At 35.9% G+C, this 25,147-nt stretch carries 20 protein-coding genes, 5 tRNA genes and 1 other RNA gene; 4 read left to right on the plus strand and 22 right to left on the minus strand.

The window, feature by feature from the left end:
- Positions 1-49: 49 nt before the first annotated feature.
- The 4 genes from CD003_RS11510 to CD003_RS11525 all read right to left on the minus strand — a co-directional run bounded on the left by CD003_RS11510 (position 50) and on the right by CD003_RS11525 (position 6,377).
- A complete protein-coding gene (locus CD003_RS11510) occupies positions 50-1,300 on the minus strand; it encodes a multidrug effflux MFS transporter (RefSeq protein WP_096201256.1) in 1,251 nt (416 codons plus the stop codon).
- A gap of 60 nt (positions 1,301-1,360) precedes the next feature.
- Positions 1,361-3,226, minus strand: coding sequence for a XylR N-terminal domain-containing protein (locus CD003_RS11515; protein WP_179295527.1), 1,866 nt, complete (start codon positions 3,224-3,226; stop codon positions 1,361-1,363).
- A gap of 230 nt (positions 3,227-3,456) precedes the next feature.
- The gene (gene hpaB / locus CD003_RS11520) at positions 3,457-4,932 is read right to left on the minus strand and encodes a 4-hydroxyphenylacetate 3-monooxygenase, oxygenase component (RefSeq protein WP_096201258.1); all 1,476 of its coding nucleotides are present in this window, start codon (positions 4,930-4,932) and stop codon (positions 3,457-3,459) included.
- A 395-nt stretch (positions 4,933-5,327) separates the two neighbouring features.
- Positions 5,328-6,377 (minus strand): M42 family metallopeptidase, encoded by a 1,050-nt coding sequence (locus tag CD003_RS11525; protein ID WP_096201259.1) that lies wholly within the window; start codon positions 6,375-6,377, stop codon positions 5,328-5,330.
- 88 nt (positions 6,378-6,465) lie between these two features.
- Here CD003_RS11525 and CD003_RS11530 point away from each other — a divergent pair, with 88 nt between their 5' ends.
- Positions 6,466-7,347: a hypothetical protein gene (locus tag CD003_RS11530; RefSeq protein ID WP_096201260.1), complete on the plus strand. Its 882-nt coding sequence runs from the start codon at positions 6,466-6,468 to the stop codon at positions 7,345-7,347.
- A gap of 56 nt (positions 7,348-7,403) precedes the next feature.
- On the opposite strand, the gene CD003_RS11535 is transcribed toward CD003_RS11530, so the two are convergent.
- The 8 genes from CD003_RS11535 to CD003_RS11570 all read right to left on the minus strand — a co-directional run bounded on the left by CD003_RS11535 (position 7,404) and on the right by CD003_RS11570 (position 15,464).
- Positions 7,404-8,978 carry a rhomboid family intramembrane serine protease gene (locus tag CD003_RS11535; protein WP_096201261.1) on the minus strand — a complete coding sequence of 525 codons (1,575 nt, stop codon included), beginning with the start codon at positions 8,976-8,978 and terminating at the stop codon, positions 7,404-7,406.
- A 4-nt stretch (positions 8,979-8,982) separates the two neighbouring features.
- Entirely contained in the window at positions 8,983-9,735 is a 753-nt protein-coding gene (locus tag CD003_RS11540; RefSeq protein ID WP_096201262.1) for an HAD family hydrolase, read from the minus strand.
- A 285-nt stretch (positions 9,736-10,020) separates the two neighbouring features.
- Entirely contained in the window at positions 10,021-10,218 is a 198-nt protein-coding gene (locus CD003_RS11545) for a sodium:proton antiporter (RefSeq protein WP_096201263.1), read from the minus strand.
- Positions 10,219-10,341: 123 nt separating this feature from the next.
- Complete coding sequence (locus CD003_RS11550; protein WP_096202334.1) at positions 10,342-11,298, minus strand: L-lactate dehydrogenase; 957 nt, start codon at positions 11,296-11,298, stop codon at positions 10,342-10,344.
- Between the two features lie 238 nt (positions 11,299-11,536).
- Positions 11,537-12,556: a ThiF family adenylyltransferase gene (locus CD003_RS11555; RefSeq protein WP_096201264.1), complete on the minus strand. Its 1,020-nt coding sequence runs from the start codon at positions 12,554-12,556 to the stop codon at positions 11,537-11,539.
- Between the two features lie 37 nt (positions 12,557-12,593).
- The gene (locus CD003_RS11560) at positions 12,594-13,154 is read right to left on the minus strand and encodes a 5-formyltetrahydrofolate cyclo-ligase (RefSeq protein WP_179295528.1); all 561 of its coding nucleotides are present in this window, start codon (positions 13,152-13,154) and stop codon (positions 12,594-12,596) included.
- Between the two features lie 91 nt (positions 13,155-13,245).
- Positions 13,246-13,395, minus strand: a complete 150-nt coding sequence (gene rpmG, locus CD003_RS11565) for a 50S ribosomal protein L33 (RefSeq protein WP_045485842.1) — start codon at positions 13,393-13,395, stop codon at positions 13,246-13,248.
- 74 nt (positions 13,396-13,469) lie between these two features.
- Complete coding sequence (locus CD003_RS11570; RefSeq protein ID WP_096201266.1) at positions 13,470-15,464, minus strand: glycoside hydrolase family 15 protein; 1,995 nt, start codon at positions 15,462-15,464, stop codon at positions 13,470-13,472.
- Positions 15,465-15,873: 409 nt separating this feature from the next.
- Here CD003_RS11570 and CD003_RS21885 point away from each other — a divergent pair, with 409 nt between their 5' ends.
- Together CD003_RS21885 and CD003_RS11580 are read left to right on the plus strand one after the other, a co-directional pair.
- Positions 15,874-16,245, plus strand: coding sequence for a hypothetical protein (locus CD003_RS21885; protein WP_179295529.1), 372 nt, complete (start codon positions 15,874-15,876; stop codon positions 16,243-16,245).
- A gap of 56 nt (positions 16,246-16,301) precedes the next feature.
- Positions 16,302-16,820, plus strand: coding sequence for an endolytic transglycosylase MltG (locus tag CD003_RS11580; RefSeq protein WP_096201267.1), 519 nt, complete (start codon positions 16,302-16,304; stop codon positions 16,818-16,820).
- 108 nt (positions 16,821-16,928) lie between these two features.
- On the opposite strand, the gene CD003_RS11585 is transcribed toward CD003_RS11580, so the two are convergent.
- From CD003_RS11585 to CD003_RS11600, 4 genes are all read right to left on the minus strand, one after another.
- Positions 16,929-19,016 carry a peptidoglycan D,D-transpeptidase FtsI family protein gene (locus CD003_RS11585; protein WP_096201268.1) on the minus strand — a complete coding sequence of 696 codons (2,088 nt, stop codon included), beginning with the start codon at positions 19,014-19,016 and terminating at the stop codon, positions 16,929-16,931.
- Positions 19,017-19,085: 69 nt separating this feature from the next.
- Positions 19,086-19,265, minus strand: a non-coding RNA gene (gene ssrS, locus CD003_RS11590) — 6S RNA.
- A gap of 82 nt (positions 19,266-19,347) precedes the next feature.
- Positions 19,348-20,616 (minus strand): MFS transporter, encoded by a 1,269-nt coding sequence (locus CD003_RS11595; RefSeq protein ID WP_096202335.1) that lies wholly within the window; start codon positions 20,614-20,616, stop codon positions 19,348-19,350.
- Positions 20,617-20,787: 171 nt separating this feature from the next.
- The gene (locus CD003_RS11600) at positions 20,788-21,399 is read right to left on the minus strand and encodes a superoxide dismutase (RefSeq protein WP_096201269.1); all 612 of its coding nucleotides are present in this window, start codon (positions 21,397-21,399) and stop codon (positions 20,788-20,790) included.
- Between the two features lie 265 nt (positions 21,400-21,664).
- Here CD003_RS11600 and CD003_RS11605 point away from each other — a divergent pair, with 265 nt between their 5' ends.
- Positions 21,665-22,489, plus strand: a complete 825-nt coding sequence (locus CD003_RS11605; protein ID WP_179295530.1) for an undecaprenyl-diphosphate phosphatase — start codon at positions 21,665-21,667, stop codon at positions 22,487-22,489.
- A gap of 99 nt (positions 22,490-22,588) precedes the next feature.
- On the opposite strand, the gene CD003_RS11610 is transcribed toward CD003_RS11605, so the two are convergent.
- The 6 genes from CD003_RS11610 to CD003_RS11635 form a co-directional block, all read right to left on the minus strand.
- A tRNA-Ser gene (locus CD003_RS11610) sits at positions 22,589-22,681 on the minus strand.
- A 17-nt stretch (positions 22,682-22,698) separates the two neighbouring features.
- Positions 22,699-22,775: transfer RNA gene (locus tag CD003_RS11615), tRNA-Ile, on the minus strand.
- Positions 22,776-22,785: 10 nt separating this feature from the next.
- Positions 22,786-22,861 (minus strand) — tRNA-His (locus tag CD003_RS11620).
- Positions 22,862-22,891: 30 nt separating this feature from the next.
- Positions 22,892-22,968: transfer RNA gene (locus CD003_RS11625), tRNA-Met, on the minus strand.
- 5 nt (positions 22,969-22,973) lie between these two features.
- Positions 22,974-23,048: transfer RNA gene (locus CD003_RS11630), tRNA-Asn, on the minus strand.
- Positions 23,049-23,264: 216 nt separating this feature from the next.
- The gene (locus tag CD003_RS11635; RefSeq protein ID WP_257008299.1) at positions 23,265-24,896 is read right to left on the minus strand and encodes a Na/Pi cotransporter family protein; all 1,632 of its coding nucleotides are present in this window, start codon (positions 24,894-24,896) and stop codon (positions 23,265-23,267) included.
- Positions 24,897-25,147 lie beyond the last annotated feature (251 nt).

The following is a 25,147-nucleotide window of genomic DNA, read 5'->3' on the forward strand; positions in this document are numbered from 1 at the left end:
ATGGGTGCTCAGAAGTTTCACCTCATGAGCACCCCATACTTATTTAGTTTTAGGACACACCATTATTTTGAGTGTGTAATGACGTTTCTTGCTCCTTACGTACAAGTATCAAATAAATAACCACTGCCCCGAAAGTACAAAGGGCTACAGCTATTGCCATCGGTAATGCCGTTTCACTTCCACCTATTCCTACAAAAGGAGCTACTGCTCCTCCAATCGTGAATTGCAATAATCCTATTAATGCCGAAGCACTTCCAGCGTTTCTACCTTGTTGTTGCAAGGCTAACGAAAAGCAAGTCGCATTAATTAGACCAACACTTGAAATAGCAATAAATAATGAAAGAAAAATTGGGAGTAACCCTGCACCTACTAATGTAAAAGTAAGTAACAAAAAGCCTCCACTCACAGCAAACAAGAGTCCTCTTCGTAGTAATACCGTTTCCCTTACTTTACCAGCTAAACGACCAGCTACTTGACTAGCTATAATAATACCAGCCGCATTACAAGCAAAAAACAGGCTATACATCTGCGGTGAAACCCCAAATATATTTTGAAACACAAAAGGAGAACCCGCAATATATGCAAACATAGCTGCTGTAATAAGGGCTTGCGTTAAAGCATACCCCATAAAAGGACGACTTCTTACAAGTCCCTTAAATGTCGAAAATGTGTTTTTTATACCACTCTGTAAACGATTTTCATTAGACAATGTTTCTGGCAAAAGAAATAGAACAATTACAAGCAAGATAAAACCGATAGTTGTCAGAGTAAGAAAAATACCTCTCCATGATGAAAATTGCAACAATAGCCCACCTATAATGGGAGCAAGTATAGGTGCAGCACCCATTACAAGGGTTAATAGAGCAAATTTCTTCGTTAATTCAGGTCCTGAATACAAATCACGAACGCACGCACGAGCAATAACAATTCCTCCTGCCCCTGCTAGACCTTGAATAAACCGTAAAGAGATTAAAGCATAAATAGATGGTGCGAACGTACATAGTAAAGAAGAAATAGTATATATAGTTAAGGCAATAATAAGTGGTTTTTTCCGCCCTTTTATATCACTTATCGTACCGAAAATTAACTGACCTACAGCAAGACCAAGGAGACAAGCCGTTAAACTTAGCTGTGTAAAAGATGAAGTTGTTTGTAAATCTGATGTTAAGATTGGGAAAGCAGGTAAATACATATCAATAGTCAATGGACCAAAGGCAGTTAAAGCTCCAAGCAAAAATATTAACCATGTACGATTCAAATAGACAGATGAAATGGAATTTAGACTTTCTTCACTTTTCACTTATACCTACTCCCTTTAATAGCAGTGTGTATATTTCACTAAATCCTTCTAGTTTTTGCGCTAGTCAATCGTTATTTCCCCTAGCATAATTAACGCTTGTAAAGTCAAAAACAACTGATAACTAACATGAGGATTTCGAAGCTCTTGTGAAATTAATGTCTCGATTTTTTTGATTCTATATCTCAATCCTGTCATTGATAGTGCAAGTTCCTCCATTGTTTTTTCGAGGTTCCCACCATTTTCTAGAAACACATAAAGGGTTTTAATCAATTCAGTTTTTTTATAATTACTATTTTGATATAACGGACCTAAAAGTAGTTCCCCTTTCTTTTTTATTTCATTTTCATTTTCTGAATTGACTAAAATCCCTACGACACCAAGTTCCTCAAATAAGACAACCTTATTATTACTTGTCGCTACTCGTAACGAAGAAACCGCTTCATCATAATACTCAGACGCTCTATTGATTTTTGACGCCTTAGAACTCACACCGACTTTACAGAGTAAATGAGGATATTGTTTATTTAACCTCTTTACATATTTCTTCAAGTGCTTAGACAAATCTTCATTACTTAGAAATTCCGTTTGAATTAGTATTGTCACCTTATTCATGCGCTGGCCTATTAAGACATTAAACTTTCCCTTATAAAACGTTAGAGTTTCTTCAAGTAGCTCTTCATTTAGTTGCAAATCATTTTCTACATTTCCATGAATATTTTCATAGGATAATAAGACGAGATGAAATGGTTGATCCAAATCAAGGTTTATGTAACTACCACGTTTCAATATTTCTTTCTTTGATGTGAACTGCTCACTGATTAACTGCTCTAAAAAATATCCCTTCATCCTTTCTACTGCGTCAAAACTCGTCTTTTCATTCAAAAGATATAGTGAACAAACAGTCGCCACTCGTTCTAAAATCATCATATCAATTTCTGGATATTCTTCTTGTTTTTCTTGGTAAATAAAAGAACAATATCCAAACTTCTTCACATGTAACATAATTGGTGCGACTAAACGATCATGTAAGGTACTATGTATACTTAGCGTGTTAGAAAAAGACTTGACTTGTTTTTTCTTCATATACTCTTTTATATCTTCATTTATTTCATGAAATTCATTCATTTTAATGCCCGAATAAGCCAACTCACGAAAATTTGTATCTTCTATAATAATAGGGATATCTGTAATTTCAAAAATAACATCTGCAATTGATTGTAACCCATAGCCATTAATAATTTGTTCTGTTAATTTTTTGTCAATTTTCCATGTTTTTAATAAGTTATTCCGTTCTTCTAACAGTTTCTCATACGTTAATTGCAACTCTTTAACTATTGAAGAATTTTCATAATATTTCAGTTCATCCGTAACCTCATGGCCCCAATCATGTAATGTCTTTCCTACATATTTGCATTCACTATCTCCCATTCCCTTACAAGAAACTTCAACAAAAATAACTGGTTGTTTACTAATCGTTGAATAATAACCGCTTGCATACCCGACAAGCGTATGACATATCGGGGATGCAGAATAACCAAATTGACGGAGGTGTTCTTCTGCCTCATACGAGTTTAGCCATGCTCCTTCTACGTGAACAGAGGTAACACTTCCATCTGTATCATGCTCAAGATGAAACATGGACCTTTTTACTTTAGTATAGCCTTTCGCCATATGTAAAATAGGGCCTTGTTTCAATGTCTCTTCCATCGATTCCAACCCTATCTCTAGTACTTTCTCCGCATCATTGGTACCAAGATTCCATCCATACCGAATGAGAAAGCCTTTCATACGGTCCATTCCTATGTTCTCAATCAGCTCTTTCCGTAATAAACCGAAAATAGAGGATGACGTTAATACCATACGCTCCCCATGTAAGTAAATCCCTCCATCTTCTTCAGCTATCGTTTGAATTTGTCTATTCTCCACTCTAACACCTTCTTCAGAGAAACAATATTTATGTCGCAATAGTTTAAATATTCCATAACAATAGGATAGCATGTAAGTTCGATTGCTACATTATAAATATTAAAAAAGTACCTAATGCCTTTGAGACATTAGGTAAAATATTTTCTAGGTCAATTTAATGGGAGAGTGTATATAATTCTTGCGGAACAAACTAAATGAATCAGCTTTGTACCGCAAGTGCGTTTTTTACATTATTTAAAAAGCTCTACATCTTGTAAAGCCATTTCCTCTAAGAATTTATCAACTAATGCCGTTTCCTTATCTTTATTTGCCATTAGATAAGCAATCGCTGTCATTCTATAAGAGTCTAATAGGTAGAAGCGCTCATAAAGCTCACCGCGGCTCCCCATATCTGAACCAATGAAATCCCACGCTAGACGGAATAGACGGATCTTTTCTTCTGCTGGTGCATTACGAGCTTGGTAATATTTATCAATATACTCACGTAATGGCCCTTCCATATCAGCCTTACTTGGCGTAAGCATGAATCCACCTCCACCAATTAGACGAATCAATTCCATAGCTCGAGGAATCCATTTAGGCATTAAGCCACGCAAAGCTATTAGTGGTTTTTCATCTGGTACATAAATTCCATCAAGAACAGTCGATGATCCTTCTATAGCAGCAACTAATCCAGAACGAGTCATTTCCATCATCGTCCAAATTTCACCAAGCTTCTCTTGAACATGGTCAAACTTATTAACACCATTCATATCGGCAATTTTATGACCAAGTCCAAAAATGAACTCAAGCTTTGTTAGGGCTCTTGTCATCGCTTGGAATACAATATACGCTCTCCAATTTGTCGCATCTGTTAGATCACGATATAATTCAGTATCCCCATCTAAGAATACTCTTTCTTTCGGAATATGAACATCATCAAAGATAACAACTGCATCCATCTCATCAAAACGACTTGATAGTGGATAGTCAAATTTATCACGTTGTTTACTATATGAGTCACGACATAAAAATTTAAGCCCAGGTGTCTCCATTGGCAAGGCAAAGCAAAGGGCATATTTTTTATCCTCAGGACGTATACCTTTTCCACCAGCAGATGGGTAAACCGTTAATTCATCTGAAAATGGAGCTAATGTCGCTAACATTCGTGCACCGCGAACGATAATTGAATCCTCAGTTTCACCAACCTTATGAAGTGCCACATCCCCTTCACCTTGCTGAACCTCTGGTATTGAACGGTCCACTTGAGGATTGATAATTGAATGAGTTAAACATAGATCATTTTCTCTTATATAGTTAAAGTAGTTTTCTAAATTTTTTGCTCCTTGCTCATTGCCATTTCTTCTCCACACATCAAGTCTACTAGCATAGCAAGCAAATGTTACATTTAAGTAGTCAGGGCTTCTTCCCATAATACCAGCTGAAGACTCTGCCCAGATTTTTGCTGTTTGTTGGATTCGTTTTAAATCTTCTTTACTTCTCGGAATCATGAATGAAGTTCCAACTTTATCACCAGTTATCGGTGATTCAGTTAACATGATATCAGCGTTCTCATGCTGCAAATCATATAATCGAGCAATTGAATGGGCAGCCCCTTCGAATTCTGGATGATTCGTAACATCTTTAATTCTTTCACCATTCAACCAAATTTCCCTGTTATCATTTCTTAATCCTTCTAAAAACTGCGCTCCAGTACGTGCTGGCATATTATCATCTCCTTAGTTTAAGTAATTATGAGAAATTGTTATCAACTTACAATCTGCTTTAAACTAGCTCTTAGGTGATGTAAACATTTTCAAAATATTTCGATAACTCTTCTTACGTCTTATAGTAATGAATTCTACAAAAGATTACTACGTCAATAACTAGTTAAAAACTTAAAATATTCAGATAGAAACTTACTAAAATAATAAATACCTTAACCTTACAAAACATTGACGATAGTATGTAAAACCAATATAAAAAAAGGAGGTTGTCTAGGAACAACCTCGAATCAATATGCGGAGTGGCTACATTTTTGAGATGTCTACTATGAGTGGATTTTTCATAGTAGGACAAGTAGAGTACGGTGCAAATAACTTTTAATACAGCCGCCTCCTTATTATTCAACAATGTCAGATAACAAATAATGATAAAGCAAACTAGATGTATTCTTCAATGAATCAAAATGAGTTCTTTCATGTGCATGAGAAGCATCAATTCCTGGTCCTACTAATCCATGGATAATATCATGACCAGCACGAATTGCCGCTGATGCATCTGAGCCATAGAATGGATAAATATCTACTGCGTAATTTAATTGATTTGTCTTTGCAATGTCTACTAGGTTCTTTCTCAGCTTTAAATTGTAAGGTCCACTAGAATCTTTCGCACAAATAGAAACACAATATTCTGTTGTTGCTTGACCATCACCAATAGCTCCCATGTCTACAGCTAAATATTCAACAGTTTCTTCAGGAATATTTGAATTTCCACCATAACCAATTTCCTCATTATTTGAAATCAAAAAGTGTGTTGTATAAGGAAGCGTCAGTTGATGCTCCTTTATTAATGTTATTAAATGCAATAAAATTGCGACACTAGCTTTATCATCAAGATGCCTTGATTTTACAAATCCGCTTTCTGTTACTTGAAAACGAGGATCAAACGAAACAAAGTCTCCAACCTCAATCCCAAGCTCTTTCACTTCTTTGTCAGTTGTCACTTGCTCATCAAGACGAATCTCCATATTTTTTTCGTCACGTTTTGCTTCTCCTGCATCTTTATAAACATGGACTGATGATTGATGAATGACAATCGTTCCTGTAAAAGTACTCCCATCACTCGTTTCAATTTCACAATATTCTCCTTCTACAGCGTTCCAACGAAATCCACCTATCATTGCTAGCTTCAAACGACCATCATTCTTTATTTCCTTTACCATCGCTCCCAGTGTGTCTACATGGGCAGTTAACATTCTTTGTTTCTCTTTCTCTTTCCCTTCTATTGTAACAATAAGGCCGCCCTTACGATTTCTTTTCATTTCAACGCCTAGCGGTTCTAATAATCTTTCTACAGCCGATATGACCTTTTCTGTGTTTCCAGAAGGACTCGGAATTTCAACTAATTTTTTTAATATTTCAATGATTGAGTTGTGATTGATTTGATTCATTTATAACAACCTCTCTTATTTTTTCATATTTTTGTTACTGGCTTCATAGATTGTAGACAAACAAGGGCTGTCCATTGGAGGGAAAAGCATGCACAGAAATAACGTATTATCAGTGATTGCGTTGACAATTGTTTCAATAGGTTTTGTATTATTCTTTTATATAGATCATCCACCTCATACGCGAGAAACATTAACACACTTTCCACACGATCCTGGAGTTCAATACACTGATGCTACCACTTCATTGAAAGTTCTACTTCTAGAAGATGAGGATGAATATACTCTAGAATGGGATACCACTTCCACATTAGACGAAGTTGCCTATTTACGACATGATATCTCCTTGTTATTTGAGGATGGTCGTTTAAAAGATACTATGTCTAGTTGGAAAGAAGAGAGCGAAGCTATCTCAATGAATGAAAAGATTAATGGTGAAGACAGTGGTCATTATGAAGCAATTAGCTTCCACCATTCAGAACTTCATTACCCTAATGACGAAATAAAAAGCCGCCAGAAAATGAGCTATGACGAGTTGTATATAATTGATTCACCTTTTACACCTTTAACATCCTTTAAGGTACCGGCATCAGAAGAAGACATCGAAAGTAAGCGAATACTAGATTATATCGTAAAACAGCAATTAACATATGTTTGGGAGGAGCTTCTAGAATACTATAACATTCCTAAAGACACCTATAAAAAAATCCCTCTTACTGAACTACATATGTACGAAACAAAACCACTTCCTAGCCTAGATGAAAAACAAACAACGAAGGTCCTAGGCTCAATATGGGAGGGGATTTATAAACATTATGTACTCGGTGTAAGCAAGCATGAGGGGGAGGTTATCGATCCAATTGGAAGTTCAGTACCACTCATTCTACTGCCTCATGAAAACGACCATTTTATCGTTGTCTTTAAAACAGCAGAAGGTGAAAGGGTTCAACTCCTTCAAACACTTTCACCGTGAACATTTAATAATAGAGGTTATACAAAAAGATTTTGCGATACGACTTTTGTATAACCTCAACTTATTTCCTCATCGTTTATCATTCGTTCTTCTAGTTTCTCCTTGATTTCTTGATACAGTTCTTCATTTGGCTCTAATTGAATTGCTGTCGAAACAGATTCATAAGCCTTTTCAACTTCCCCTAATTCACTATAAACTAACGCTAAATTATAATGAGCCTCGTGAAATGTTCTCCTTTTTTGAATTGCAATTAACAAGTTCTCTTTTGCATCTTCAAAATACTCTAAATGAGCTTCTGAATATGCTAATAGAAAGTAAGCTTCTGGTATATCCACTCCCTCATCTACTGCATTCTTTAATAATGGATATGCTCGTTCGTTTTCTTCCTGTTGTAAATATTCCTGTGCAATTTGAACATAAACTAACGGAGTCCCTCTTTTATCTTCATTAATGAATCCAAAACCAAGAAGGGAAGCAAATAGAATGACTGTTAGAATGAAGAAAGGTACTTGCCTCCATGATTTCTTGTGCTTCGGTAAATGTAAAAAGCTAGTAGCAAGAAATCCTCCGATTAAGCCACCAATATGTGCTCCGTTATCAATCATCGGGACAACAAAACCAAAGATTAGATTAATCACAAGAATGATTATTACACTCATCCCAATCGTTCTAAAAAATAATGTTTTATGAATAAGTCCAAAATATAATAATGCTCCAAAACAGCCAAAAATCGCTCCTGATGCACCAGCTGATATTTGATTATTAAGGGCAAAGCTAGCGACTGAGCCGAATAAACCAGCAATAAAGTAAATAATAAAGAATCTTTTCGATCCATATATCCGTTCAACAACTCCACCTAAATAAAAAAGTGCTAATGAGTTCATAAAAAAGTGCAATAACCCTATATGTAAAAACATAGCAGAAACAAAGCGCCACCACTCACCCTCAATAATAAGCGGGTTATATTTCGCACCAAATTCTATTAATGTCAAAATTCTCGTGCTTCCACCATTCAATTCAAGGACGATAAACATCACTAAATTTAAAATTAGAAACAAGTATGTAAACAGCGGCTTTCCAAAAGTAAAAAGAGATCTTTCCTTTTCTAAACGTGCTTCTGCTGTCGCTTTTACGATACTTGAAAGAGCTTCTATTTGTTCATACTCGTTTTCGTTAGTCCCTGCCCACTCTGTGAGTGGTGGAGCTGCTAACTCTATTCGATTATAGAGACTTGCTACTTCCTCTTCCTTTTCTTCAACATTAGCAGGAATAATTGTTGTCTTTATTGTCATCTTTGCCTTCTCTTGGCTAGGCTCGTCTAACAGATGCTCCCATGAATCAACTGGTGTATACATCGAAACATAGATGTTTTCACAATGTAACTTTCGAGTTCCCAATTGTTTACGAAGGAAATCAAATTTACGGTTAGCCGTTTCTAATTCTTTCTTTAGCCAGTTTGCCCAATCGATATCATAACGAACAAGTCTAATGATACGTTTTTCCTTCCCATCCTCTTGCTCAAGCCATATTTCCCGCTTATCAGGGCTTATTTCAATTACCCTCATATTATTATCAATGACAAGATTATGGACTAACTGAAAATAAAATAAGTCATGACGAACAACGTCCATCTACTCATCCTTTCAAATGATTTTCTACTATTATTAACTCCTTTACCTCTGCCAAAGAACTACATGTAGCAAAAGGAATATGATCCGTTGTTGGTTTCTGTTCACGCGTATTCAAGTACACAGCATCCCACCCTGCATTCATTGAACCTACTACATCATGTTCCCATGAATCACCTACATATAACAAAGTGTGTTCAGATCCGAGCTCCAGCTGTTCCTTCACATAATCAAACATTTCTTTATTCGGCTTTGAAAGTCCTACTTCTTCTGAGATAAAAAAAGACCTTATATCCATTTCTATCCCTAATCGCTTGATTTTTCGATACTGTGTACTAGCTGATCCATTTGTGATAATAGCTGTTTCAAACGAATTTTCTTTTAATAATGAAAATATTGAGTCTAGTTCAGGATAAGGCTCACTAAATCGGTCAACTACACGATAGTAATGATTTTGGAAGTAGTCCGCTTCCTCGCAACTATAAGGAAGGTTCATATGAGTTACCGTTTCATAATATCGTAATCGTCTATATGTTTGGCTATCAACCTTTTTATCTTCAAATAATGACCAATATTTATCACAATTGGATTTAAAAATGGTAAACCATTCGTCAATGTCAACAACCGAACTTATTTTACCCTGTTTATACCAACGATCAGATAAGTCTTTAAAGCAATAACATACAGCTTTTTGGAATGCAGTTTCATGACTGAATAGTGTATTGTCTAAATCAAAGCAAATCGCATGCCACCGTTTCATCTAATACACTCCCTCTTTATTTTATAACATGTTTAGCATCATTACGAACTTCACTAATCTAAAGAACAAAATCCGTTAAGCGGTCTTTTGTTTAAAGCAATGTGCGGATCCACTACCTGTTTTAAAGTATAGTGACAAGTGGGTTTCTTGGCGCTATACGCGTAGCCATTGCCCTTCTTTGAATAAGCTTTCATTTTTATCCACAGTTTAAGTGTTTTGTAATTTCGTTAAGCCATTTAAAAGACCCTTGCTTCACTTAATCAAGGGTCTACGTCTCTTATACATTCATCTATTCGTTTCTGGTGTTTTAAACATATTGCTCATCATATTATTACGGACAAATGGTATTTGCATCGTATATGATACAACCGCTCTTCTTATCCATCTTTGACTAAGTACGAAGTTAAGTACTCTATAACGGTAACGAAAAAGAAAATAGCCTGAAGCGATTAATGGTAACATTGAAAATAAACGTCCTATCACAATCATCCCTCCTCTCTAATACTTTGTCTAAAATTGATATACTTTATCCTCAACGAAAAAATTTCCTTAAAAAAAGTTGATGTAAAAAGTTATTATTAACTTTTTACATCAACTTCTTTCTTACTATGCTTTGAATACAGGTGCCATAGCTTGTTTCAGAACATTTGCTGAGTGTTCTAGCTTTTTCTGTTCAGCATCATCTAGCTTTAGCTCTAGCACTTCTCGAATTCCATTTCTGTTCACAATAGCAGGAACACCAATGTAGATATCATCTAAATTATATTGCCCTTGTAATAGCGTTGAAACCGTTAAAACAGAATTTTCATTTCGTAGGATAGCCCTCGTTAAACGAACAAGCCCCATCGCAATAGCGTAATACGTAGCCCCTTTTCTCTCAATAATATGATAGGCTGCATCGCGAACATTAATAAAAATGTCATCTAAGTCTTTCATTGAGCGATTTGTATTATGATCCTCTAAATAGCTTAAAATCGGACGTCCACCAATATCCGCATGACTCCATACAGGCAACTCGGTATCACCGTGCTCTCCCATAATGTAAGCATGAACATTTCGAGAATCTACATCAAAATATTGTCCTAGTAAGAAACGGAAACGTGCAGTATCTAATATTGTTCCTGAGCCAATTACTCTCTCCATAGGAAGTCTAGAAAACTTCCATGTAGCATAGGATAGAATATCTACTGGGTTAGTTGCGACAATAAAGATTCCGTCAAAGCCAGAGGCCATGATATCAGAAACAATCCCTTTGAAAATTTTAGTATTCTTCTCGATTAAATCTAACCTTGTTTCTCCTGGACCTTGATTTGCCCCAGCTGTTATGACAACTAAATCAGCATCTTTACAATCAGAATAATCTCCAGCCCAGATTTTCATCGGGGATCCAAAAGGCATACCATGATTCAAGTCCATCGCATCCCCTTCAGCTTTTGCTTTGTTTAAATCAATCAATACCATCTCATCAACGACACCTTGATTTAATAAAGCATAAGAATAGCTCGAACCTACAAACCCTGTTCCAACGATAACAACACGAGTTCCTTTTCCACGTTCAATAATAATAGCCACCTCCTTAATTGCTAATTGCTAATTGCTAATTGCTAATTGCTAATTGCTAATTGCTAATTGCTAATTGCTAATTGCTAATTGCTAATTGCGCAGCTGATAAATCAGCCGCGACAATTAGCACAAGACCTTTCTAGCTTTGCTAGAACATCAAAACCTTCAATTCGCCATTTGCAATTCGTAATTCTAAATTATTCATTAACCATTAACCATTATTATTATTCTTCTTACACTACGAACCAATATATCTAGAATAAATAACCTTCGCTCTACTTACATCCTCAGTCCCCTGTACAAGTACTCGCCCATCTGAAAACATTACAATTCTTTCTCCCTCTTGTAAAAAAACACGTAGTAAAAACGGGGTTTTTTGCACTTCAGCCACAGCACCTAATTTGTCTGCCCACTTATCAAGGTTAAAAGATTTTTCAGCATGTATTTGAACTGTTTCTCTACCACATAAAGAGGTAACTGTATCTTTATTCTCAATATTTAATGCAGGATATTCCTTTTCCTGACACGTAGGGCAATGTGCTTCTGGTTTATTAAACTTCATCTCAAACTGATGGAACTTCCATAAATCAAATGTTAATAAACTATTACGATATGAGCTTTCTGCATCAACTAAATATTTTAACGCCTCTACAACTTGATAAGAAGCTACAATATCTACTACTGGAGAAATAACACCTATCATATCGCATGTTTGTCCACCTGTATCTCCTTGTTTAATAAAACATCGCAGACATGGTGTTTTACCTGGTATAAACATCGCAGACATACCTCTAGAACTAACTGCCCCCCCGTACACAAATGGAATATTATGTTTGAAACAAGAGTCATTAAGTAAAAACCTTGTTTCAAAATTATCAGTTCCATCTAAGACGATATCCACATCACTAATTAACTCTTCAATATTATGTATGTTCACATCTGTAACTATTCCTTCAATAGTAACATCTGAATTAATTTGTTTTAGCTTCTGTTCAGCAGCGATAGCTTTCGGTCTAGCTTCCTCGACATCCACTTCATCAAATAACATTTGACGTTGTAGATTACTCTTCTCTACATAATCGCGGTCAACTAATTTTACATATCCGACACCAGATCGAACGATATGATTCGCTAACACTGTTCCTAATGCACCAAGACCAACAATTAGAACTCGCTTGCTACTAAGCTTTTTCTGTCCTTCCTCACCTATTGGTGCGAATAACATCTGTCTAGAATAACGCTCAAATTGTTTTTCCATTTTCTAAAACTCCTCCTCTTTTAACATATATACAACATTACCTGTACACTCTCTTATCAGTAATAATTACTTCAACAGGTAAATCATAGTCGTTTACGGGAATCTCCTCAATTACCTGAAAGTCAAACGCAAGGGCACATGTCTTCCCATTATAATTAGCTAGAAACCTGTCATAATAACCTCCACCAAAACCAAGACGGTAGCCTTTCTTATCAAATGCTAATCCTGGCACTAGTAAATACTCTATATAATCTGGTGATATCTTTTTACACATATCAACTTTTGGCTCTTTTAGACCAAAGTACGTATTCTCTAGTTGTTCAAAGGACTCTATTTCATAGAAATCCATCATTTTCGTTTCTTTTATTGTTTTCGGTACAACAATTCTCTTTCCTTCATTCCATGCCTTCTTAATAAGTGAGTATGTATCTACTTCAGGTTTTCTTGAAATAGTCGCACCAACAATAGTTGTCTTTTTCCAATCAGGTTGTTCTATCAGTTTTTCTGTTATATTAGTTGATAATGTATGATAACGCTCATCGGGAAGCTGTTCTAGCTTTTTAGTCATTGCTTGACGTAGTTGCTTCTTTATTTCCATCATACCACCCCAATCTTTTTTCCTTCTACAAATATACATGATTTGGATATATGAAGACAAAAAAAATAAGCAGAGGAATAAATCCTTCTGCTTATTTCGTCTCGCGGTGTAACGTATGTTTCTTAAGTCTTGGGCTATATTTCTTTAGCTCAATACGCTCAGGGTTTGTACGTTTATTTTTAGTAGTGATGTAATTACGATCACCAGTCTCAGTGCAAGCTAATGTTACTTGTACGCGCATGTAATTTCCCTCCAAACATCATGGTCTCAATCATACTTTTAAATGATAGCAGAGAAATCCTTCACAATCAAGTATTAATTAGATTCATTTCCTTGCCAACCTTTATTTGAGAGAAATTCATACATTTCAAAATAGTCTTGTATTACATCTACATAGGTTGCATGAGACCATGTAAGTGGTGCAACAGAAAGAGGATTTCCCTCAAACGGATGCAGTTGTTCCGGTAATAATCCACTACTTAAAGAATGATTACATACCCACTCAATTAACTCATAAGCAGGCTGAAGCTCATCAAGATTCGTTGCCTTTAAAATATGCCACTTCGCAACCCATAATGTGCATATAATCCACGGGTTCCCTGGTACATCCTCATTTCCATCGACTTGCTGAAAGTAACTATCATTTACATAACGAGCAATTCCACCAATATCTGTTTTTACACATAGCTTTTCCTTTATATATTCCATCGTCTTCATTATCTTTTCATCTACTGGTGAATATACCCCGAAAGCAAATAAACCGTATACGCTACTTTCAGCTGTCATATCTTTTTCAATTTCACCTGAATCAGATTTATATATTCCTCTTAAGAATCGTTGATTTTCTTTATCAAACAAATATTCTTCCATTCCTTTTTTAATTCTTTCAGCACCATCTCTAAATCGTTTTGAATGGTCATCTTCTCCTAATAATTTTGCAAAGGAACTAGCTGCGATAAGTCCACCATATACGGCACTACACGTAAAGGTAAATATCCCTCTCCTTTCTTCCCATAAATCATAGGATGGCTTTGGCAAGTTCAACTTTTCATCAATAAAGCCTAATAAAAATTCTGCACTCGGTATAATAAGTGTTTGATATAAGTCTTGTACAAACTCAATATCTCCTGTTGCTAAATAATCTTTCCAAAACGCCCACAATACAAGAGCCGTCTCATCCTCTTGGATAGGTAATTGCTCTTCCCCTGTTTCACTAATATGAGGATGCCAACTTGAGCCAATAGAACCATCAGGATTGTATTTATGATATAAATAGCCTTCTTTTGAAAGAATTTCACTACATCTTCGAAAAAAATTTCGTACCATTCCATGATAACCAGCCTTCACCATTGCCTGGGCAATAAGCGCCCCATCTCTAGGCCACATATAACTATAATGGTCCTGATTATATTGAAGAATATCTGAATCGTTAGCTGCTATAATATATCCATTATCATTTGTTTGGGTCCGCACAATTAGCAAGCTTCTCTTATATAAACTCAGCATTGACTCTGATAGGTTCGTTTCAGGTATTGAATTTTTATTTGCCCATCTATTCCAGTACTCTTTAATATTATCTAACAACATTTGAGGACCAGTTTCTTTAACTACCTCATTCAGTTCGAGAACTCCATCCAACGACTTTCCAACAGTCATCCAATAATAAGCAACTGCTTTTTCATTTGGAGCGATTTTTTGCTCAAGAGAAAATGTACTATCAACAGACCCTTGAGTGATTGGATTAAAATGGAGTATCCCATCTTCTGCATCTTTATATGTTCCCTCTTGTGCATGAAACCTCTTGATGCCCGTTGTGTATTGTTTAATACCCTCTTCACCAAAACGTCCATTAAATAAAAAGTAACGATTTTTTTTATAATGAACCATCGTTTTTTGTTTCGGTGCATAAAATGCTGTATCTCCTACTTCATTTTCATAAATGGCCAAATCCTGATGAAAAAAAAGCCGAACCTCTCTTTCTGAATCAGTTAAATTTTCACACGTAAACTTTCTAACGAAAACCATGTCCTTTTGATGAACTCCTTCTTCTACTATTAGTGCAATCTGAAGTTCATGATGAATAGCCTTGCTGTATGTAACTAAAGAATCTGTATGATAATTCGTTTGGATTGACCAATCACTTGAATTAAGCCATGAAAATGTTCCATCGATCCAAACCCCAATTCGATTCGGGTGACCTTGAACATGATTTTGTTGTCCTACAAAAGGAAAATAAATATCTCTTACATGTAAATTTCTATCTATATTCACTAATAAGTTACCATTTCCAACGACTAGTTCCCTTGGCACTTCTCCTACCCCCGTTTTTATCTAAATGTAAGAATAATTGAATGAAAGAAATTATTATATTCAAAATTTCCGTTTATTATGCTTATATTTTTGATCATACACAGTATTTTTCCGTGGAACAAGAAGGGTAAATTGTCTTTATTTGTCACAGTCAATACCTATGCTAGTTAGAGTGCATAAAAAAATACCAGTTATATAAATTTTGACAAATTCCTCAAACTTTTGAAGAGTGAATCCGACGTTTTTTTCAATGTTTCGATAGTAATCAAGTAATTTAGGGTCAAATATCGTAAATAATTTATCATTCTCTTTCTAGTAGTCAAGATGTATAATGGTCAATAATAGGACAAGTTATTATGTATTGAACACTGTCGGTTTAGTACCAGGCTTTTATAAAGGGGAAATGACAATGGAATTAATGATTATTGGTTTGTTTTTACTCTCAATTTTACTACTTGTTTTATCATTTTTTAAAAAAGATAAAACAAGTGATTTAGAGAACCAAATGGAAAACTTCTCAATTACACTCATGCAAGAAATTTATCAACTTAAAAAGAAAGTGAAAATACTTGAAGAAGAAATTTTAGCTGGTAATGAAGAAGCATATTTTGACCAAGCTGAAAAACCACAAACAACGAGTACCTTAATGGAGGAAGTTGTAGAATATTATGAAGCTGGCCATTCACCAGAAGAAATTGCTTCAATTATGTCTTTAACTGAAAATGACGTCTATTCTTTATTATCTAAATATCAAAGAAAGAACGAATCATTAGATTCTTAAAATTGAATGGTGCTGATTAATTAATTTGCAATTTATGAAATAAGGGAGAGAAGAGCATGACACCAAATGGAATAAGAGGTTTTGCTATTGGTTTATTCATCGCTACTAGTCTATTCGCATCTATTTATTTTTTCGGTAATGGACAAACTGATGCTGCCCCTTACACGGAAGCTCCTTCTTTAACAGAAGAAGAAATGACAACAATGCTAGAAAATGCAGGGTACATTGTATTAACAGAAGAAAAGTACGAAGAAATTGCACATCACGTTGATGAAGAACCAATCGAAGAACAAGCTGAAGAAATAATCGAAGATGAACCGATGCAAGCTGAACCGGAAGAAACTCAACCGGAAACACCATCTCAACAAGTTTATTATTCATATGTTAACATCCAAAGTGGGATGAGTAGCTCGGAAGTTGCAGGGCTATTAGAACGAGCGAATATTATAGAAAGTCGAGATGAATTTCTCGACTACATGAGACAGCAAAAACTAAACCAATCGATTAGAGTTGGCGAATATGAGCTTAATAGTAATATGTCAATAGCTGAAATCGCTCAGAGAATTACATTTTAACAACTTCTATAAAAGCAGAAAAGGGGGTTGTATCAAAAGGTAATAATACCTTTTGATATAACCCCTTTGCATTTATGGCGTCGCAAGTCAAGACAGCGACCTCAAGCATTACTCTTCCGATACACTCTCTTCTTCAGGTTGTTCCATATCCATATCATTTTCAACCGCTTCTCCCAAAACTGGTCCAGAGCGAGATTGCTGTAGTTCAAAATAAGTATCTAATGCTGCTCTTGCTATCCTACGAGAGATTTGTGTATCTCCACCCTCTCTATCCCTTTTAACATGGGGGATAACAACAGCAAAAGCAACCTCTGGATCATTATATGGTGCATAACCTACTAAAGTTTGATTGTTTCCTTCAACTAATCTTGTACGCTCCCCATAAGGCACTGATACCTTAACCTGAGAAGTACCAGTTTTTCCAGCAGGTTGATACGGGCGATTTCCAAATGTTCCAGTTCCAGTACCTCTAGAACCGGCCATTACTTGTCGAAATCCATATTGAACCCGTTGAATATGTTCATCGCTCATATCTACGCGGTTCATAACCCTCGGTTGATTCTGATAAATTACTCTTCCTAATTCGTCTTTAGATTGACCTGGCTCACGAATTTCTTTTACTAAATGCGGTTGCATTCGATAACCATCATTAGCAATTGTCGCTACATATTGAGCAAGTTGTAAAGTAGTATATGTGTCAAACTGACCAATCGAAAAATGGAGAAGATTACCTGCATCACGAAGAGGACCTACAATCCCTGTTGATTCCGAAGGTAAATCTATCCCTGTTTCGGTACCTAAGCCAAATTGACTAAAATAATTTCGCATATCATGTAAAGCCTGAGTAAATTGGTTTAAGTATATACGACCTTGTTGTCCATAATTATAGCCAGCTGATCTCATCACAATATGGGCCATATACACATTCGACGAGCGCTCCAAAGCTGTAATATCGTTAATACTTCCCATATTTGCTACTGACTTAAATTGAGGACTACCAGGTAGATTGATTGGTGAATCATGAATCACTGTTCCAGGTTGAACAACACCTTCCTGAAAACCAGCTAGCACTGTTGCGCCCTTAATAGCTGAACCCATCGCATACGCTTTGTTTATGACCCCAGTATGATCGTTGTTATATCCAGCCATTGACAAGATTTCACCTGTCTTTGGATTCATTAGCACAACATAAGCAGTTGGATCATCTATATACGAACGTCTAGCACCATCTACTTCGCGATTAATAATCTCTTCCACTTGCTGTTGAAGCTCCATATCAATTGTTAACACAAGGTCATTCCCTCGTTGACCTAATTGCTCTATAGGCGAACCAACGACTGAACCTCTACTTGTAATATTTTCGACGACAGCCTTTTGACCACGTAACGCTTCCTCGTATTGATTCTCTAAAAAACTTGTACCAACGATATCGGAACGGTCATATCCTCTTGAAAGATAAAAGTCCAGACTTTCTCTCGGTATTGAACCGGTTCTACCAAATATACTTTTAAATGTATCACCAAAAACAAATTTTCTACTTGAATCCCTTAGAATATCTATACCTGGTAATTCTGATAAATTTTCACTAACAATATGAGCCTCTTCTAACCTTATCCCCTGTTTAATTCGTTGAGGTGCTAGAGCAAAACCACGGTCCATTTCTCGTTTAATGGCTAGAACTCGCATTTCAACTTCATCATTTTCAATAGCAGAAAGCTCTGCTTCAGTAATTCTATCAAGCGTTAATTGATATTCCTGTTGATTGTCTAACTCTCTTCGCTCTTCCGTGCTAACTTTTTCTAACGCTTCTTCTCTATTGTTGATAATCCAGAAATCTTTCATATCCCGCTCAGTAATCTTTGACGTATCTATATCAATCATCGTCTCTAGCTTTCGAGCAACATCTAGCTTCTCTGCTTCCGACGGGCGCGTTGTTGGGCTTGTATACGTAAGCGATAATTCAAGTTCATTATCAACAACAACATTTCCATATCTGTCATACATTAAACCGCGCGGGGCATCAATCCGTGCCGTTACATTCGTTGTACGGTCTAATTGCTTCACAAATTCTTCACCATTTACAATTTGCACAAACCCTAGACGTAGAATAAGTGCAGAAAATAATAAAAAGACAGCGAAGAAAAGTAAGTTTAAACGTGCCGGAACATGACTTTTCTTTTTCTTTTGATTTGCCATCCTTTTTCCCCTTTTATACTTTTTTTTATACATGAGAATAGACACCTAATTTCTCTAGGTGTCTAAAATTGTAAACCCGCTACATGCCGTTGCTCCTAATGTTTCAAGAACCTACACTCGTAGGTGGGTGTTCGCAAAAGGTCCTTCAACTTCCTTATAGAAGGCATGTTGTCAAATCTTTAATATAGAACTCCCTTATAACATTCACGGTTCGAAACAGATAGAAGCTGACAAACACGGCAGGCTTTTTATTCGTTTATTTATACCCTTATTATATCATATTGTCTTACTCTGTCAAAGCGTCATAAAATACTTCCATTATTTTTAACTTTTACACAGTAGTTCCCCCACTGTCTCCTTCACCTTTATCTTGCCTTGCAAATGCATAGTTTTGTCCCCCTTTATTCTCAGGGAAATTCACCTTACGAACAAAGAAGTATATGACTAAATGGCCTGCACCTATAATCAATAGTAATATAGGAATGCCTTTTTCTTCACTAAAAAACGTAATCGTAAACAAGAAAGCAAGGATTGATGTTATTCTTCCACCATTTAAAAATAATTCTCTAACAACGATGTATTCTACTCTCATCTCTGCTGCTTTCCAACCTTTTCCGATTACATCATATGTTAATGAAACATACGGGACTAACAACGTTGGGTATGCGATCGAAATCACAATTGCATATAAAATTAGCTTCGTAAATGTTAATTCAAAGATAATTAAGAATATGGCTAAGTAAAGAAACACACCACCTAGTAAAATTGCTTTTTTACGAAAGGATGGTTTCATTATCCTAGTAGCAATAAAATAACTAACAAAAGATACAGCAGAGGCAACAAGTCCATATGTTCCTATCGCAAGCTCACTATTTGTTGTAATGTAAACCCATACAACAATAATAAAGACAAAAGACCCTTCTCTTAATCCTTGAAAAAAATGTGCGTGTAAAATATGTCTCCAGTTAGCATTATTTTTCCTTTCAGCTAATATCTTTGGAAAACAAAAGGAGCCTTCTGCCTTCCTTCGATTTAAAAAGAAGGAGGTAATGACAGCTGCCACAAACAAAGAAAGCGAAATAGTAAAAATGACTTTATAGCCAATTAGCTTTTCCATTCTTGTAATAAGAAAGCCCGCTAAAATGGGACCAATCATACCTGCAAAAGATGTAAGTAATCCTAAAAACCCATTGAAAAATACTCTCGTCTCAGGTTCGGTAACCTCAAATGTTAATACATTAAAAGCTAGCCAGTAAAACCCAAAACCAATACCAAGCAACGCCCCAAGTAATAGTAAATATTCATTTGCCCGTTCCCCGAGAAACAATACAGTAAAAAAGAAAACGGATAGGAAACTAACCCCTAGCCGCAATACAATCACTCTGTCAATTTTCTTCGCCCATCTTCCTGCTAATATAAAAGCTAATGGTTGCATTACAACTGCGGCTAGATTATATAAAGCAATATCTCTAAATTCTCCAGATTGTTTCCACAAATAAACATTTACAAACGTATTAGAAAGGGCAATGCTTAATGCATAAAGACCACCAATAAGTAAAAGAAATTTCAAATCTTTATTTACTTCTACATCACCAATCATTTTCTGAAAAATACGCTTTACCACCGACTCCACCACCCTTATGGGTAGTTTGGCATTTGTAGTATTCGATTATACTCACGTAAATTGACTTTATCCTCTTTTCAAAATGGCATTAGTTATTACAAAAAAAAGGTTGCTATATGTATCAACATAGCAACCTTTTTTTTGTAATTATTTTGCTGCGCTATAACGCTTAGCAACTTCATCCCAGTTTACTACATTCCAAAATGCGCCAATGTAGTCAGGACGACGGTTTTGATAGTTTAAGTAGTATGCATGCTCCCAAACATCAAGACCAAGGATAGGTGTTTTACCTTCCATTAATGGAGAATCTTGGTTCAATGTGTTCATAACTTCTACTTCACCGTTATTAACTACTAACCAAGCCCAACCAGAGCCAAAACGAGTTAAACCAGCTTTTGTAAATTCTTCTTTAAAGCTGTCTAAGCTTCCAAATTTCTTGTTGATTGCTTCTGAAAGCTCTCCAGTAGGCTCGCCACCACCGTTAGGGCTCATTACTTGCCAGAATAAAGAGTGGTTAGCATGTCCTCCACCATTGTTACGAACTGCTGTGCGAATACTTTCTGGAACAGCGTCTAAGTTGCTTACTAGGTCTTCAATTGATTTACTAGCTAAATCATCATGACCTTCAAGAGCAGCATTTAGGTTTGTTACATATGTGTTATGGTGTTTACCATGGTGAATGTTCATTGTTTGCTCATCGATATGTGGTTCTAATGCGTTTGCAGCGTAAGGTAATGCCGGTAATTCGTACTTTGCCATAATAAAATCTCCTCCTAAAATATACAATAAATTCAAAATAAAGTTTTTCGATTTACTAAATAGAAATGTTTAGTAAGTTCTCTCATTTATTACATTAGCAGAATTAGCTAAATTGTGCAATTAATACACACTAGAATGTTTTATTCTATCTTTATAGCTAATGATACGATTCCCAAATACCTAAAAAATAAACTCCATGTCATAAAAAATATAAACAATCATACATTTTATTATCAAAGAGACAAGCTAGGAAGGAGGAATATTATTGAATTGGTTTGAAGCCTTACTACTTGGAATCATTCAAGGGGTTACAGAATTTTTACCTATTTCAAGTTCAGCTCACCTAATTCTAGCAGAAAAGTTGTTAGGGTTAGAGGTCGGTAGTACGCTGTCATTTGAAGTACTATTACACCTTTCATCACTAATAGCGGTTATCTGTTTCTTCTGGAAAGATTTAATTATCATTATTCGGGACTTTTTCTCTTATTCATTAAAGAAGAAACAAGAATCATATGGAAACTATCGGTTTGTATGGCTAATGGTAATAGCTACGGTTATAACAATGATTGTTGGGAAAAGTGTTGAAATGGTACTAGAAGAACGAATTACAAATACAGCAACTATCGGTGCTTCATTAATTATTACTGGGATTTTTCTTATTTTAATCGAGCATGGAATAACTCCTGGAAAAAGAACTGAGCGTGAGATGACATGGAAAGATGGTGTAATAGTAGGGCTAGGTCAAGCACTGGCCGTTATTCCTGGAATTTCAAGAGCAGGAAGTACACTAATCGCTTCCCTATGGTGTGGTTTATCAAAAGAAACAGCTGTACGCTATTCATTCTTATTATCAATCCCAGTCATTGCAGGGATTTCAATCATTAAACTACCGGAATTATCAACAGGACAGTTCGAACCATTTTTATTCGAACTTTCAATAGCAGCTATTGCTTCTTTTGTTTTTGCAATTATCGGTATTAAATGGCTTATCCAAATGTTAAATAACGCAAAATTAAGCTATTTTGCTGTTTACTGTATTGCTATCGGGTTAGTTACGTGGGTTTTTTTAAAGGACATTCCTGTAGCATAAAAGAGAAAAGGGTCTTATATGATAACATCCCAACACTAATAATAAAAAACGACACTTATGATTAGCTAGTAATCACAAGTGCCGTTGGGTATGTAAGTATGGCGGAGGAAGAGGGATTCGAACCCCCGCGCGGTTTAACCCGCCTGTCGGTTTTCAAGACCGATCCCTTCAGCCGGACTTGGGTATTCCTCCGCGTTAACATATGAAAATGGTGGACCCTGTAGGACTCGAACCTACGACCAATCGGTTATGAGCCGATTGCTCTAACCAACTGAGCTAAGGGTCCACTTAAAAAATGGGGCGACTGATGGGAATCGAACCCACGAATGCCGGAACCACAATCCGGTGCGTTAACCACTTCGCCACAATCGCCATAATTGAAACTCTACAAAAAAATAAACATGGTAGCGGCGGAGGGAGTCGAACCCACGACCTCACGGGTATGAACCGTACGCTCTAGCCAGCTGAGCTACACCGCCATGTTTGGCTCCACAGGTAGGACTCGAACCTACGACCGATCGGTTAACAGCCGATTGCTCTACCACTGAGCTACTGTGGAATAATTACTTAACGACATTTGTAATATTACCATATTACCTTGTAACCCGTCAAGAATCTAATTATATGAATATTTCGTAACAATTTGTACTATATCATATTCCTAAATGTTGTACAAGCCACTTTTTATAGAAAAACAAATTATAACAGTCAAGCTGGGCTATAACTTATTATAGGAAAAGGGGCAATAACCAACGTCACTGCTCCCTCCGAATATTTAATCTTCTCCAATAACCGCTTCTGCAATATTTACTGCATGGTCACCAATTCTCTCTAAGTTACTTACAATATCAACAAAAACAATTCCTGCTCCACCATCACATTTACCTTCATTTACTCGGATAATATGTTGTTTACGAAGCTTACGTTCCATTTTATCGATACGTTCTTCCTTCTCAAGTACTAGTTGAGCTTGTTCAATGCTTCCATTATCTAAACAAGACATTGCCTCTTTTAACGTATCACTTGTAAGAGTAAACATCTCGTCCAGGTCCGATAACGCTGTTTCAGAAAGGCTAATTTTATTTGTTAATGCATAATCCTTTAATTCTATAATATTTTCAAAATGGTCACCAATTCTTTCAATATCTCGAACAGTATCCATTAATGTTGAGTGTAATTTTGAATCCGGATCTGATAAAGAACGGGATGAAATTTGTATTAAGTACTCAGTAATTTTTCTATCAAGGTTATTTATTGCTTCCTCAAATTGAACAGCCATCTCTGCATGTCGCTTCTGACCTGTAGCCATATACTGACTTGCTTCTTGAAGACCTTTTTCTGAGAAATCAGCCATACGAAGAACTTCTGCTTTCGCTTGACCTAAAGCAATTGATGGTGAGCTACCAATAAAGCTTGGATCTAAGTGCTTTGCTTTATATTCGATTTCATACTCTTGTCCAGGGATTATTTTAACTGCAATTAACGCTAGTAGTGCTACAAATGGTAGTTGTATTAATGTGTTTGCTACATTAAATATACCATGAGCAAAAGCAATAGTCATTTCGGGATTTAACATAAGCTGATCGCGTAATGCACTAATAAAACGTAAGTATAACGGGAATATAGATAGTACAATTATTGTACCAATTAAGTTAAAAATAACATGTACTAGAGCAGCGCGTTTCGCTGTGATTGAAGCACCAATTGCTGCTAATACAGCTGTAATCGTAGTTCCAATATTATCACCAAACAATACTGGTAATGCAGCTGATAATTCCATAGCACCTTGTGAATATAACGTTTGTAATAAGCCTATAGATGCTGATGAACTTTGTACAGCAACAGTGAAGATAGTTCCTATGACTACACCAAGGATTGGATTAGTACTCATACTTACTGTCAAATCAGCAAACGCTTGTACTTCTCTTATTGGTTTTAGACCTTCCCCCATTATATTCAATCCATAGAAAAGAGCACCAAAACCAAACACAACCTGTCCATAGTTACTAACCTTTTTATTCTTAAAGAAGAATAGTAAGAATGAGCCGACAGCTATTATAGGTAAAGCGTAGGCAGAAATCTTAATACCAATAATAAAAGCCGTCACTGTTGTACCTATATTGGCACCCATAATAACACCAACAGCTTGTTTTAATGTCATGAAGCCTGCATTAACAAGACCAATTGTTAAAACAGTAGTTCCGGTACTTGTCTGCAGTAATATCGTTACGAATAGACCCGCTATTACCCCCATGACTGGATTAGAAGTAAAGCGGTCTAGTAATTCTCTTAAGCGATCTCCTGCTACCTTTTGAAGACCATCACCCATAAATTTAATACCAAATAGGAAAATCCCTAAACCCCCAAAAAACATAAAAAGCAATGTCTGTAAATCCAATTCTCTCATCCCTTCAAAAAGTAATCCCCTAATTTAAATAAAAATCTGTTCTTTCGACAAACCTCTACAAGCATACTCGTCTAATATTGATTTAATATTAATGATTTGTAAAGTTTTTATTAAGTTTTTTAAATATATTTCACTGTATATGTATGGGACTATATCAAAACATGATTATTAAATACTTCATGTTTAATCTCGAGCGCGCCCTTTACAATTCTTTTACAAAGTTCGTCATATTTCAAGTGTTTTTTATGTTT

It is taken from the genome of Bacillus sp. FJAT-45350, from assembly GCF_002335805.1.
In the GTDB taxonomy this organism is placed as follows: domain Bacteria; phylum Bacillota; class Bacilli; order Bacillales; family NISU01; genus FJAT-45350.

Coding starts and splice junctions, on each gene's coding strand:
- hpaB (WP_096201258.1), bottom strand. CDS start 4,932: ATGCCAGCACGTACTGGAGCGCAGTTTTTAGAAGGATTAAGAAATGAT.
- CD003_RS11525 (WP_096201259.1), bottom strand. CDS start 6,377: ATGAATCAAATCAATCACAACTCAATCATTGAAATATTAAAAAAATTA.
- CD003_RS11530 (WP_096201260.1), top strand. CDS start 6,466: ATGCACAGAAATAACGTATTATCAGTGATTGCGTTGACAATTGTTTCA.
- CD003_RS11535 (WP_096201261.1), bottom strand. CDS start 8,978: ATGGACGTTGTTCGTCATGACTTATTTTATTTTCAGTTAGTCCATAAT.
- CD003_RS11540 (WP_096201262.1), bottom strand. CDS start 9,735: ATGAAACGGTGGCATGCGATTTGCTTTGATTTAGACAATACACTATTC.
- CD003_RS11555 (WP_096201264.1), bottom strand. CDS start 12,556: ATGGAAAAACAATTTGAGCGTTATTCTAGACAGATGTTATTCGCACCA.
- CD003_RS11560 (WP_179295528.1), bottom strand. CDS start 13,154: ATGGAAATAAAGAAGCAACTACGTCAAGCAATGACTAAAAAGCTAGAA.
- rpmG (WP_045485842.1), bottom strand. CDS start 13,395: ATGCGCGTACAAGTAACATTAGCTTGCACTGAGACTGGTGATCGTAAT.
- CD003_RS21885 (WP_179295529.1), top strand. CDS start 15,874: ATGGAATTAATGATTATTGGTTTGTTTTTACTCTCAATTTTACTACTT.
- CD003_RS11580 (WP_096201267.1), top strand. CDS start 16,302: ATGACACCAAATGGAATAAGAGGTTTTGCTATTGGTTTATTCATCGCT.
- CD003_RS11585 (WP_096201268.1), bottom strand. CDS start 19,016: ATGGCAAATCAAAAGAAAAAGAAAAGTCATGTTCCGGCACGTTTAAAC.
- CD003_RS11595 (WP_096202335.1), bottom strand. CDS start 20,616: ATGATTGGTGATGTAGAAGTAAATAAAGATTTGAAATTTCTTTTACTT.
- CD003_RS11600 (WP_096201269.1), bottom strand. CDS start 21,399: ATGGCAAAGTACGAATTACCGGCATTACCTTACGCTGCAAACGCATTA.
- CD003_RS11635 (WP_257008299.1), bottom strand. CDS start 24,896: ATGAGAGAATTGGATTTACAGACATTGCTTTTTATGTTTTTTGGGGGT.